The sequence below is a fragment of the Sulfitobacter sediminilitoris genome (genome assembly GCF_010667575.1).
Taxonomy (GTDB): Bacteria; Pseudomonadota; Alphaproteobacteria; order Rhodobacterales; family Rhodobacteraceae; genus Sulfitobacter; species Sulfitobacter sediminilitoris.
Window position 1 is genome coordinate 42,356 of sequence record NZ_JAABNT010000002.1, and the last position, 12,388, is coordinate 54,743.

Sequence of the window (12,388 nt, forward strand, 5' to 3'; positions counted from 1 at the left end):
ACCTATTCCACCCTGCTGGCAAGCGCGTTGACGGCGGCGACGGTGATCGCGGATCCCCCCAGACGCCCCCGGACGATCATCGACGGGACAGGCAGGTCCTGCATCAGCGCCTCCTTGGATTCGGCGGCCCCGATGAAACCAACCGGGCAGCCGATGATTGCAGCCGGACGCGGGCAGGTGGGATCCTCAAGCATGTTCAGCAAGTGGAACAAGGCCGTGGGCGCATTGCCGATGGCAACGACCGCGCCACCGAGGTTGGGCCGCCAGAGTTCAAGTGCCGCGGCTGAGCGCGTGTTGCTCATTGCCTTGGCCATGTCGGGCACACGTGGGTCCCTCAGGGTGCAGATAACTTCGTTTTCGCGGGGCAACCGTTTGCGGGTGATCCCTTCGCTGACCATGTAGGCGTCACACAGGATCGGCGCGCCGTCCTCAAGCGCGGCACGGGCGGCGATGGCCATGCCGTCCGAAAACTCCACATGCTCTTCAAGCCCCACCATGCCTGCGGCGTGGATCATGCGGACTGTCACGATCTCTTCTTCGGGTGTGAACCGGGCAAGGTTGGCCTCGGCCCGGATCGTGGCAAAGGACTGGCGGTAAATCTCTGCGCCGTCGGTGATGTAGGTGTGGGGCATTCAGAGAGCCTTGATAATTTCTTCGGGTGTCATGCCAGCGCGGTCAGGCGCATCGTCGGCGCGGCCATCGCGGATCAGGTTCAGACCGTCTGGCGTGGCCGTTACGGTCAGATGTGTCGGTTTGGGATGTGCGCAGCCTTTGGCGCAGCCGGAAACGTGCAGAAACGCCCCGTCTTTCAAATGCAGCGCAAGGGTCCGGGCAAGCGGGCGTGTCTTGGCCTGTCCCTGTGCGCAGCGCGGTGCGCCCGTGCAGGCGATGACCCTCAAGAGCGGATCGTTCGGGTCGGTGATGATGCCATCGACACCGGGCAGTTCGCGGGCGCTTTCTACCAGCAACATACGCCACGGTGTCATGCGCAGACCGCCTTGTTTCGCAAGGCTTGCCAGCGTTTTGACGGGCAATTGCCCAAAGGCGAGCCCGACCATAGCACCAAGGGGCGTGTACCCCGGTGCCGGAACATGGGTCTGTTTCTGGCGCGGGATAAAATGATCGGCGGGCAGTGCGGCACCATCGCGCAGCAAGGCCGCCATGCGGTTCTGGTCGGTGCGGGTTTCCATGAACCAGCGGGCCAGCGCCATCGCTTCATCAATGATCGTTTCGATGGAGACAGCCTTGCCCTTGTCCGACCCGTCCGCGACCAGGATCAGTCCACCGCCCGCATCCCGTTCCAGCCGAATGTCGGCAGAGGCGGTCTGGAGCACCGGCTGGCGGCCCGTGTCTATGGCGAAACCGAATTTCCCCGGAATTGCTGGGGCATCCGCTGCGCTGATGGCTTCTGTCAGGGCGGGGGCCAGTGCTTCGGTCTCACCCCCAGTTTGCCAGAAGGGCGTGACGATGATGTTCCGGCGGCTTTCTATGGCCTCGTCAGGGTCGAGCAGACCCATGCGGCGCAGCCCTTCGATCAGTGCGGGATAGGTCGCTTCGGTCACGCCCCTTATTTGCAGATTTCCCCGGCTGGACAGATCAATCATCCCATTTCCATGGGCGGCGGCAAGGGTCGCGATGCCATCCGCCTGCGCACGGCGCAGACGTCCGTTAAACGGACGGATACGCACAACAATGCCGTCGCCCGATTGCATGGGGCGCAGGGCACCCGGGCAATACCCTTTGATCTGCGGCACCGTCATTCGGCGGCATCCATCTGTGCGCTGATCGAATTGCGGCGTGTTGTCCAAAGACCCGCGTCGCGCAGGGCAGCAAAGCGGGCGCGCATTTCTTCGAGAGCTTGGGGGTTTTCACGATCCATAAATTCCACCAGATCGGCGCGGCCAAGGGTTGCGTCATAGTAGAGGTCGAACAGATGGGCCGGCACGTCACGTGTCAGATGCGCGAAAGCAGCGAGATTGTCGAGGGTCGCGGCGATTTCGGCAGCACCCCGGAAGGCGTGGCGCATCATGCCGCTGGCCCAGTCGGGGTTCGCAGCGCGGGCACGGACGACACGGGCGATTTCCTCGGCCATGGTGCGTGCCTTTGGCGACCCCAGTTTTGTGGTGTCGACGTGGTACATGCTGAGTTTCGATGCACCAAGGTGGGCCATCGCGGCGGCGAACCCGCCCTCATGGCTGGCGTAATCGGACGCCAGCAGCACGTCGGATTCGGTGAGGTCCTGAATATGGGCAAAACTGTCCGTGGTTTGCAGACGCTGTTCAAGTGCTGCGCGGTTCTGCGTTGCCTCGCCCTTGGCGTCGATCGCCCATTCGGAGGCTTTCAGCCAAGCCTCGCCCGCGGCCGCACGACCCTCGCTGGAATAGTCCAGCATCGCGGCTTCCATGTTCATGCCGTAAAGGCCCGGCTTGGGGCCGAAAACGCGTGGCGTTTTGATGGCATAGGGGTTCATGTCAGGCGCTTCTTCACGCTCGGCCAGCGCCAGTGCGCCTGCCTCGAAAAGCTGCGACAGACCGGGGAAGACATCACGGAACAGACCGGAGATACGCAGGGTCACGTCGATGCGGGGACGGTTGATCAGTGCAAGCGGCAGGATCTCAAAGCCGCTGACGCGCTCGGACCCGTCGTCCCATTTCGGTGCGAGGCCGGCAAGGTGCATGGCCATCGCGATTTCCTCGCCCGCCGTGCGCATGGTGGCAGAGCCCCAGAGATCAACGACAAGGCCGCGCGGATAGTCGCCTTCGTCCTGCAGATGGCGACGGATAAGTTCCTCGGCCAGCTTCACGCCTTGGGTATGCGCCGCACGTGTTGGCACGCTGCGCGGATCGACGGCAAATAGGTTACGGCCCGTAGGTAAAACGTCTGACCGGCCCCGGTAAGGAGAGCCACTTGGCCCTGCCTCGATACGTTTGCCTAAAAGTGCGTTCAGCAGCCCTTCCGTCTCGCCCTGCCCTCCGCCAAAGGTGTGCAGCCCGTCGCCGTACTGGGATTCCTTGATATCACAGACAAAGCGGTCGATCGCCGTGATAGCCTCGGCCATGCAGCTGTCGGCGGTGAGGCCAAGGTCGTCTTCGACGCCTGCAGCCTGTGCCTCGGACCGGATGGTTTCGATCAGCCGGTCGCGGCGGGCGGGGTCAAGGCCATCGGCGGTGGAGTACTCGTCGAGCAGTCGTTCAAGTTGCAGCAGGCCGTCTGGCGTGGCGCTGTCCTTCATCGGGGGTGGCAGGTGGCCAAGAGTCATTGCGCCGATGCGGCGTTTGGCCTGTGCCGCTTCGCCGGGGTCATTGACGATGAAAGGATAGATGACAGGCAAGTCGGCGGTCAGCGCTTCGGGCCAACAGTCGTCCGACAAGGCGACGGATTTGCCGGGTAGCCATTCGAGCGTGCCGTGGGCACCGATGTGAACAAGGGCGTGAATGCCTTGAGTGCGCAGCCAGAGGTAGAAGGCGACGTAGGAATGGCGCGGCACGCGGGCAAGGTCATGATAATCGGTGTCGCGCTGGTCAATCGCACCCCGTTCGGGTTGCAGCGCAACAAGGGCATTTCCGCAGGATTGAGCGGGGAAGTGAAACGCCCCATCTTTGTGCAGCGGGTCGCTTGCTGGATCGCCCCACGCCGTGTGCAGGTCTTGTTGAAGCTGCGCCGGGAGCGTGCGGAGCGCCTCTTCGTATGCACTCATCGGCCAGGCAATGGTCGTCCGGGGCAGAGTTTTCCCAAAGCCGATTTCGGGCGTCACGGCATAGCCCGCACCCGCCAGCGTCAGCAGCATATCCTCTGCCGAGGCGAGCGCATCCAGTCCGACGGCATGGGCAATCTGATCGGCGCGGCCCGGATAGGTCGACAGGACAAGGGCAAGTTTCTTGTCCGCCACCGGTGTCGCGGCAAGGCGGTGCCAGCCTGCGACACGGTCCACCACGGCCTTGATACGCGGCGCATTGGCGCGGTGGGAAAAGCGGGAATACTGAAGATGCGGATCTTTCTTTTCCGGCGCCTTGAAGCTGACGACACCGGTAAAGATGCGACCGTCCACTTCTGGCAGGACGACATGCATCGCAAGATCAGCAGGGGACAGGCCGCGTTCCGATGTGGCCCAGTCCTTTTTCCGGGCCGTGGACAGGGCGACCTGAAACACCGGACAATCAGGCGCGTTGAGCGGCGATGCGCCATCCGCACCACGCCCCGAAAAAGCGGTGGCATTGATGATTGCGGCAGGCGGATGATCCCGCAATGCGGTGGCAAGGAAGGTGCGTGCGGCTTCGGCCTTGAGCGAGGGCACGAAGAGGCCCATCGCGGTAAAGCCCCGGTCACGCAGTGCGCGGATCAGCGCGTCAATCGGAGCGGTATCGGCGGCGGTCAGATAGCTGCGGTAAAAGGTAACTGCGATGAGTGGCGCGTCACCAAGCGAGCTGCGCGGGCAGAGGGTGACGATGCCCTGATCGGGATCGTAGTATCCACAGGGGGGCACGGTCTTGGTACCTGTTACCGGGCCTGCGTAGAAACCGGCGGCAAGGCTGAGTTGCGCCAGTGCGGCCTGCGCAGCAACCGCACCGCCTGCATCACAGAGGTGCGACAGGCGACGAAGGGTGGAGACAGGCAGCGTCGAATGGGCGTCAAGCGAGGGATCCTCGCGGCCGTCGGCAGGCAGAACTGCCAGCGCGATGCCGTTGCGGCGGGCGAAATCCTGCACCTGCATGATGCCGTAGGGCCAGTAATTCTCGCCCCCGATAAGGCGGATGAGGATGCCCTTGGCCCCTGTCAGAGTCTGTTCAACGTAGTTGTCGACGCTTGCAGGATGGCGCAGGGCCGTGAGGTTGCACAAGCGCAGCGTGGGCAGCTTGCCCTCCGGTCCGCCACCACGATGCCAGCCTGCCGCGAAAGCGCCAAGGTCGCTGTCGGAAAACGAAAGCACCACCAGATCGGCGGGCGTCTGACCCGGATCATAGGGGGTCTCGCTATCCTCTAGCCCGTGGCTTTCGCGGAAGACGACATGCATGGCGTATCACGCACCCAGAACGGCGCGAATGGCGGCGGTGTCGATGTGATCATGTTCAGCAATGACCACCAGATGTCCCTGACGCGCATCAGCGCCCCATGGGCGGTCGTACTGGTGCCGCACACGCGCACCGACCGCCTGCACCAGCAGCCGCATCGGCTTGCCTTCCACGGCTACGTATCCCTTGACGCGCAGGATATGCTGTTCGTTGGCCAGCCGTTCGATCGCGGCGGTCAGCGCGGCGGGGTCCGCGATCTCGGGCATGGGCACGACGATGGTCTCGAAATCATCATGTTCGTGATCGTCATGCCCGTCATGATGCGAGGGGCGCGCGGCCAGATCGTCTTCGGCCTTGGCGTTCAGGCCAAGAATAACGGAAGGATCGATCACGCCTTCGCTCATCGACAGGATCGGGATCTTGCGGGGGCTTTCCGCTTCGATCACCATGCGCGCGCGGCCCAAGCCCTCGTCACCGGCAAGGTCGGCCTTGGACATCAGGATGATGTCGGCGCAGGAAATTTGGTCCTCGAATACCTCGGAAAGTGGGGTTTCGTGGTCAAGACTTTCATCGGCCTTGCGCTGCTCGTCCACCGCATGTTCGTCGGCGGCAAAGCGGCCTGCGGCGACAGCCTCGGCATCGGCCAGTGCAATGACGCCGTCGACGGTGATCTTGGAGCGGATCGCGGGCCAGTCGAACGCCTTGAGCAGCGGTTTGGGCAGGGCGAGACCGGAGGTTTCGATCAGGATATGATCGGGGCGGGTGGGCAGTTCCATCAGCGCTTCGATTGTCGGGATGAAGTCATCTGCAACGGTGCAGCAGATACAGCCGTTGGCCAGCTCCACGATATTCTCCGCCGGGCAATCGTCAATCGCGCAGCTTTTCAGGATGTCGCCATCGACGCCAACGGTGCCAAATTCATTGACCAGAACGGCCAGCTTGCGACCGCCTGCGTTGGTCATAAGGTGGCGGATCAGGGTTGTCTTGCCGGACCCCAGAAACCCGGTGATCACAGTGACAGGGATTTTGCTCAGGTCATTCATTCGGCGGCCTCCAGCGGCATTTGAAACGGGGGAATACGCGCAAGGCTTTGCTTGCGAAATTGCACGACGCGTTCGCGCCATGGGACAAGCCCATCCGGCGTGGCGGCATAGGCGGCGGCACCGGCAAGGATATCGGGCGCATCGTCAAGCGTCATGCGCCCGTAGACATAGGTCCATTTGCCTGGGGCCGAGAGAGCTACGGCGGCACCTTGCGAACATGCTGAAAGGCAATTGACGCCGACCACCTGTACACCTTCGGGCGCCTCCATTGCCGCAAGCGCTGCGTGCAGACGCGCGCCGGGCCGGTTGGCATCGTCTTCGTGGACTTCGCCTGCTTTGCAGGTCTGACAGACGTAGAGGGTCGTTGTCATCGCGTTACTCCACGGTGATTGTTTGTCGGGCTGTGACGGGCGTGCCGTCCACAGCAAGGGGGCGGTGGTCGTTGGTATTGAGGGTCACTTCAACCTCGACCTCACCTTTGGGCAGATTGTCGAGGTGCATCCACGCGCCATAAAGGCGGCCCAGCTTTTCGCCGTTGATGTAGACATGGGCGTGCCCTTCGCCTGTCACGTTCTCAACCCCCGCGTTCTGCGGAGAGAACGCGAAATTGTCAGTCATGACGTGCAGATTGAAGCCTGCCAACGGATCGGGGTGCAGTTCGATTGACAGACGCGGGGCGTCTGCGGCGGGAACGTCGAGGGGTGTGTCATGCATGATAGCGTGGTCCAAACTGCCATGATCCATCGCAGCATCGTGGTGCGCCGGGTCGCCGTGGTCATGACCATCGAAAGTAATGCCATTCCCTGCGGCGATGGTGAACCCGATGCCGCCACCAAAGATCAGGCCGATCACGAAAAGGGACAGGGTGCGGCTCATTCTAGTTTCCTGCTCGTGCGGTCGCTTCGGCATGGGCCCCTTCACGCTGCCAGAAATAGCCAGCGAAGGCACCCACCAGGGTCCAGGCAACCAGACCAAGACCAAGCGCACGGGCGGCAAAGAGGGCGGCAAGCTCTGTCGGTACGGGACCGGTAAAGATGTCCGGCTCAGGCGCGCCGATTACATGCGGAGCCAGCAGCAGGATGGCGGCAAGCCCCCACATCGACCAGCCTTTGCCAAATGCAATCAGCCACATGGCTGCGGCTGCCGCCGCTGCCGTCGCAAACCACCAAATCTGGCGGGCGGTGATGTCCGCTGCCGACACGCCGGGGAGTTCCGGCGCCAGCGAAAAACCGGGGGCAAGGTGAAACGAGACAAAACCAGCGATGCCCCACAGGATACCGGTGCGACCATTGATCTGCGCACCACGATCCTCGGCGATGCCCATCGCTGCCAGCATGATCAGGGCATAACCGCTATAGGTCAGCATGCTGAAGACCAGACTCAATCCGTCGCGCACTGGGTTGAACCCCGGCAGCTCAGGCGTGACCGTGGCCGCCTTGTCAGCGCCAAAGTGGACCAGATCGCCGCCTTCATAGAGTTCGGCATGCAGCATGATGGGCTGAAGGAACCAAAGCTGCAGAAGGGCTGCGATCAACCCGGCAGCGGCACCGGCAAAAAGAGCGGAAATCAGAAAGCGAGCGTACATCACGGAGTACCTGTGCATTGGGTTCGATAAGGTGCTCGGAACGCGCTTTTACCAACGCAAAAAAGCGGGCCACCAATAAGTGGGGCCGCGATCACACCAACGAAGATGGGTGGGCCGATCAGGCAGCCCCAAAACGCCTAACGCCACGGCACCGCCGTTCGCTGATGCGACGCAGCCCGAAACGTTTCAGGAAGACCTGCTTAGTGGCAGGGAAAGCCTGTCGCGTGGCGCACATCATGGGCCGCATCGTGCAGGGCTGCTGCCTGAACGTGACCTGTCAGCGAGATCACAGCGATGCCCAGAGCAGCCGCAAAGAGGGCGGGCACAAAGCGAAGCGCGCTGCGTGTTTGTGTGGTTGTTGTCATGTCTTCTCTCCTTACCGTCACACCCGACGGCATATTTCTTGCGCTTGCCTGGCAGGTCTCCTGGCTCGCGGTTCAGCGCCTTTTCCCGCCTTCCCTGTCCAAAGACAAGTGGCATATCGGGTCAGGCTCACCGCTTACAGTCGCGGGGGCGGCTTCAGCTTGGGGCGGATGCCTTGACTGAATTCCCTGTTAGGTCCCATGCAGATTTGCCGCATATCGGGACACCAAGCGTTTAAAACGTCGCATTTTGGTCCTGTGAAAGCAAGATTGATTTGCGACGCAAAAGCGCCTCAAAACGCGCTTGCTCTGGCGTCAACAGCCTGCATTCGACATAAACGGACTACGCTTGGGGGTTGCCCGGCGAATCCTCGCCGATACCGGAGCGCCTGATGCCGACCAATCGAACCACCCTCGCGATCATCTATTCGCTGATGGCGATCGTGCTGTTCGATGCCATGGGGCTGATCATCAAGCGCCTGTCGGTTGATTACGGCGCGGCGGAACTATCGGCATGGCGCAACCTGTTTGGATTGATCCCGGCGGGTCTGGTGCTGTGGGGTTCGGCAGAGTGGCAACGCAGGGGGCGGCAACTGAAGCTGCGGCAATGGCGACTGGCACTTTTTCGCGGCGTCGTTCTGACTTTTGCGCAGTTCTCTTTCTATTTGTCACTTGGCTTGCTGACATTCGCCACGGCCTCAACAATCACTTACGCGAATGCGCTGTTTCTTGTGGCCCTTGCGGTGCCAATTCTGGGTGAACGGGTGGGACTGGTCAGGTGGGTTGCGGTGTTGATTGGGTTCATCGGGGTGATCCTGATCGTCGGACCGGCGCGTGACACGTTTTCATGGTCTGCGTTGCTGCCTTTGGTCGCCGCCTTTTGCTATGCGCTGACCGGTGTCACCGCGCGGCTGATTGACGAGGACGTGCCGACCGCGCTGATCAATCTTTACTCTTCAACGATTGCCGCCATTGGGGCGGTTCTGCTGGCCGTTTTCACGGGTGGGTTTTCCCCGATTGGACAAGCGCAGGACATGCTGTGGATCGCAGGCATGGGCGCTTTCGGTGGCAGCGCTGTTTTGTTGCTGATCAGCGCCTACCGCATGGCCGATCAAAGCGATCTGGCACCCTTCAGCTATTTCGGCATCCCGATTGCCTTCGTCTTGGGATGGCTCTTTTACGATGAGGCGCCATGGTCAGAGCTCTTCCCCGGCTCGCTCCTGATCGTCTTCGGCGGTCTGATGATCATCTGGCGAGAACGCAAGCTGCGACAGGGTCAGACCAGCACCTCCTCGGCCACCTGATCGCCGACGCCGAAAACCCTTTTGTAGCGTTCAATCTCGTCCGCTGGTCCCATCGCCTTGTTGGGATTGTCAGACAGCTTGACCGTGGGCCGCCCGTTGGCCGAAACGGCCTTGCAGACTAGCGAAAACGGTGCCAGCGCGTCATTGGGGACCAGACCCCGGAAGTCGTTGGTAAGCAACGTGCCCCAGCCAAAGGAAACGTTGACCTTGCCCGCGAATTCCGCGTGCAATTCGGTGATCTTGTCCACATCCAGGCCGTCACTGAAGATGATCCGCTTGGTTGAGGGGTCTTCACCCCTTTCTTTCCACCAGTCGATAGCGATATTGGCCCCGGTCGCGGGATCGCCACTGTCGATACGCACCCCGGTCCAACCCGCCAGCCAATCGGGCGCGTGTTTCAGGAAACCCTTGGACCCGAAGGTGTCCGGCAGAATGATGCGCAGATTGCCCTCGTGTTCGTCATGCCAATCCTGCAACACGTCGTAGGGTGCTTGTGACAGCGCTGCGTCATCCTCGGCCAGCGCGGCATATACCATGGGCAATTCATGTGCGTTGGTGCCGATGGCCTCAAGCTCGCGCATCATGGCGATCCGGCAGTTCGAGGTACCGGTAAAGGCGGCACCCAGACCTTCGTGCATGGCCTGCACGCACCAGTCCTGCCAGAGGTAGGAATGCCGCCGCCGCGTGCCGAAATCCGCGATGGAGAGGTTCGGTATGTCGCGCAGCACCTCGATCTTTTCCCAAACACGGGTCATCGCGCGGGCATAAAGCACCTGCAATTCGAACTTGCCCATGGTGTTGAGCACGGAACGGCCCCGGAGTTCCATCAGCACGGCGAGAGCAGGAATTTCCCACAGCATCACCTCGTGCCATTTCCCCTCGAATGTCAGTTCGTATTGGTCTCCCTTGCGCTCAAGGTAATAGGGCGGCAGGCGCAGCCCTTCGAACCATTCCATGAAATCGGATCGAAACATCTGGCGCTTGCCATAAAAGGTATTGCCGCGCAGCCAGGTGGATTCGCCGCGGCTCAGCGACAGGGAGCGGATGTGATCCAGTTGCTCGCGCAGCTCCCCCTCGTCGATCAGCTTGGCCAGCGGCACATGCTTGGACCGGTTGATGAGCGAGAAGGTGACGGTCGTGTCCGGCTTGTTGCGAAAGATCGACTGACACATCAGCAGCTTGTAGAAATCTGTGTCGATGAGCGACCGCACAATCGGGTCGATCTTCCATTTGTGGTTCCAGACGCGGGTGGCGATATCAACCATTGAGTATCCTCGTATATGCGTGCCTTTGTCGCAAAACTGGAGCGGCAGGGGCAAGGGCGATTTCACCAGAGGTCATAAGGTTGCCCGAATCGTGTCTCAGGCTGATGATGCAACCGCAGGAGATTGTGATGACGCCGCTCGATATTCTAACCCCTCTCATCCTCTTGCTGGCCTTCATTGGGTACATCACCTGTTTTGTACGGATGTTCCGGCTGACGCTCGCCGGGACAGCAGCATTGGCGATCGTCATATCGCGTGATTTCGGCTTTGAAACGGGAAACCTTGTCTATTGGGGTGCAGGGTTCAGCGTTGTGCTGGCTGCTGTTCTTGCGGCAACCTTCCAACGGGAAACACAACGCGCTGAAGCCCCGACAAAGAAAAACGGCAAGTCAAGAAAACCATCTTCCGAGGTGGTTATTGGCGGGACCAACGTGATGTACTGGGACGGAGAAGCGGACTTGCGCACACTGCGGTCTGTGGTTGATCAGCTTCGCTCCAAGGGCAAGTATCCATTTGTCTTTCTCGATGCGTCTTCGCGACACCATTTGAAGGATCCGTCGCTGGATGAAAGAGGTTTCGCGAAGGCACTGGGCCTGAAACGCGACCGGATCATGGTGTGCCCTGCCCGCACCGAAGCAGACGCGTTCATCCTGAAGTACGCGCGTGAACATCGGCTGCCGGTGGTGTCAAACGATCGCTTTGGCGACCGGGCACAGCAAGCCAAGGGTCTCAAACTGATCAAGGGCGGTGTTGCCGGAGGCAAACCTATCCTTGAAGGCCTGTAGCTTTGTCGCGGGTCTCAAAGCCTGCAAAGAACGCCAAATCATGGTAACCTGACGCGATTTCATTCAGGAAAGCCACCATGCCCAAAGCTTATATCATTGCCCACATTGACGTTCACAACGCCGACCTATTCGCCAAGTTCAGAGAGCTTTCCGCGCCGGTCCTTGCCGAGTACGGGGCGAAGGTTCTTGTCGGAAACCCCTCGCCGGATCAACGCGAAGGGGCGGTGAAACCAACAACGGTTATTGTTGAGTTCAAGGACATGGAAACTGCGACGACGTTTTACGAATCACAAGGCTATACCGAGGCACGTGCGGTCAGGCAGCAGGCCGCAGACACGGACCTGATAATTGTAGAGGGCCTTGGTTAGGTCAGGGCTACCCCCGCCTCGCGCATACCGTCTTGGGCTGCCGCCAGCGAACCATTCAGATCAATCGCCCGGCACAGATCCTGCCGCACGGTCACGTCGAAACCCAGTTTCGCTGCGTCCACTGCCGAGTAATTCACGCAGAAATCCAGCGCCAGGCCGACCATCGTGAGCTCTGATATTCCCCGCGTGCGCAGATATCCCTCAAGCCCGGTCGGGGTTTCGTGATCATTCTCAAAGAACGCAGAATAGCTGTCGATCTTCGGATTATAGCCTTTGCGGATGATCAGATCGGCGCGGTCCTGATGCAGTTCCATATGAAACTTGGCGCCCATGCTGCCCTGGATGCAGTGATCTGGCCAGAGTACCTGTGGGCCGTAAGGCATCTCGATCATGTCATAGGGGTTCTTGTCTTCGTGGGATGACGCGAAAGAGGAATGGCCCGCCGGGTGCCAATCCTGCGTCAGGATCACCGCATTGAAGTCAGCCATCAGCGCATTGATGTCCTGTACGATCTCATCACCGCCCGGGACGGCCAGCGCGCCACCGGGGCAGAAATCATTTTGGACGTCGATCACGATAAGGGCACGCATGTTGCTGTTCCTTGATAGGTGCTCTTAGTGTGGATTTTAGCCTACCTCCCACTTGCACAACAGGGGCCTGAGGGCCT

General features: G+C 60.9%; 13 protein-coding genes and 1 riboswitch. Of the genes, 3 read left to right on the plus strand and 10 right to left on the minus strand.

The window, feature by feature from the left end; all coding sequences use genetic code 11:
- Nucleotides 1-2: 2 nt before the first annotated feature.
- The 8 genes from GV827_RS03105 to GV827_RS03140 form a co-directional block, all read right to left on the minus strand.
- A complete protein-coding gene (locus GV827_RS03105) occupies nucleotides 3-632 on the minus strand; it encodes a precorrin-8X methylmutase (protein ID WP_164352249.1) in 630 nt (209 codons plus the stop codon).
- Entirely contained in the window at nucleotides 633-1,760 is a 1,128-nt protein-coding gene (gene cobG, locus GV827_RS03110; protein ID WP_164352250.1) for a precorrin-3B synthase, read from the minus strand.
- Entirely contained in the window at nucleotides 1,757-5,011 is a 3,255-nt protein-coding gene (cobN, locus tag GV827_RS03115; protein ID WP_164352251.1) for a cobaltochelatase subunit CobN, read from the minus strand. Before cobN ends, cobG begins: the two co-directional genes overlap by 4 nt.
- A gap of 6 nt (nucleotides 5,012-5,017) precedes the next feature.
- Nucleotides 5,018-6,052: a cobalamin biosynthesis protein CobW gene (cobW, locus tag GV827_RS03120; RefSeq protein WP_164352252.1), complete on the minus strand. Its 1,035-nt coding sequence runs from the start codon at nucleotides 6,050-6,052 to the stop codon at nucleotides 5,018-5,020.
- The gene (locus tag GV827_RS03125) at nucleotides 6,049-6,423 is read right to left on the minus strand and encodes a DUF1636 family protein (RefSeq protein WP_164352253.1); all 375 of its coding nucleotides are present in this window, start codon (nucleotides 6,421-6,423) and stop codon (nucleotides 6,049-6,051) included. The genes cobW and GV827_RS03125 overlap by 4 nt, the downstream gene beginning before the upstream one ends.
- A gap of 4 nt (nucleotides 6,424-6,427) precedes the next feature.
- Entirely contained in the window at nucleotides 6,428-6,928 is a 501-nt protein-coding gene (locus tag GV827_RS03130) for a hypothetical protein (protein WP_164352254.1), read from the minus strand.
- Nucleotide 6,929: 1 nt separating this feature from the next.
- Nucleotides 6,930-7,637, minus strand: coding sequence for a CbtA family protein (locus tag GV827_RS03135; RefSeq protein WP_164352255.1), 708 nt, complete (start codon nucleotides 7,635-7,637; stop codon nucleotides 6,930-6,932).
- 200 nt (nucleotides 7,638-7,837) lie between these two features.
- Nucleotides 7,838-8,002 carry a CbtB domain-containing protein gene (locus GV827_RS03140; RefSeq protein ID WP_164352256.1) on the minus strand — a complete coding sequence of 55 codons (165 nt, stop codon included), beginning with the start codon at nucleotides 8,000-8,002 and terminating at the stop codon, nucleotides 7,838-7,840.
- Between the two features lie 33 nt (nucleotides 8,003-8,035).
- A riboswitch (cobalamin riboswitch) is annotated at nucleotides 8,036-8,246 on the minus strand.
- 145 nt (nucleotides 8,247-8,391) lie between these two features.
- Between GV827_RS03140 and GV827_RS03145 the strand changes: the two genes are divergently transcribed.
- Complete coding sequence (locus tag GV827_RS03145; RefSeq protein ID WP_164352257.1) at nucleotides 8,392-9,303, plus strand: DMT family transporter; 912 nt, start codon at nucleotides 8,392-8,394, stop codon at nucleotides 9,301-9,303.
- Here GV827_RS03145 and pncB read toward each other — a convergent pair.
- Nucleotides 9,276-10,568, minus strand: coding sequence for a nicotinate phosphoribosyltransferase (gene pncB, locus GV827_RS03150; RefSeq protein ID WP_164352258.1), 1,293 nt, complete (start codon nucleotides 10,566-10,568; stop codon nucleotides 9,276-9,278). The genes GV827_RS03145 and pncB overlap by 28 nt on opposite strands.
- A gap of 104 nt (nucleotides 10,569-10,672) precedes the next feature.
- Here pncB and GV827_RS03155 point away from each other — a divergent pair, with 104 nt between their 5' ends.
- Nucleotides 10,673-11,353, plus strand: coding sequence for an NYN domain-containing protein (locus tag GV827_RS03155; protein WP_164352259.1), 681 nt, complete (start codon nucleotides 10,673-10,675; stop codon nucleotides 11,351-11,353).
- Between the two features lie 77 nt (nucleotides 11,354-11,430).
- Nucleotides 11,431-11,721, plus strand: a complete 291-nt coding sequence (locus tag GV827_RS03160; RefSeq protein ID WP_164352260.1) for a DUF1330 domain-containing protein — start codon at nucleotides 11,431-11,433, stop codon at nucleotides 11,719-11,721.
- On the opposite strand, the gene pncA is transcribed toward GV827_RS03160, so the two are convergent.
- Nucleotides 11,718-12,311 carry a bifunctional nicotinamidase/pyrazinamidase gene (gene pncA, locus GV827_RS03165; RefSeq protein ID WP_164352261.1) on the minus strand — a complete coding sequence of 198 codons (594 nt, stop codon included), beginning with the start codon at nucleotides 12,309-12,311 and terminating at the stop codon, nucleotides 11,718-11,720. The genes GV827_RS03160 and pncA overlap by 4 nt on opposite strands.
- Nucleotides 12,312-12,388: the final 77 nt, after the last annotated feature.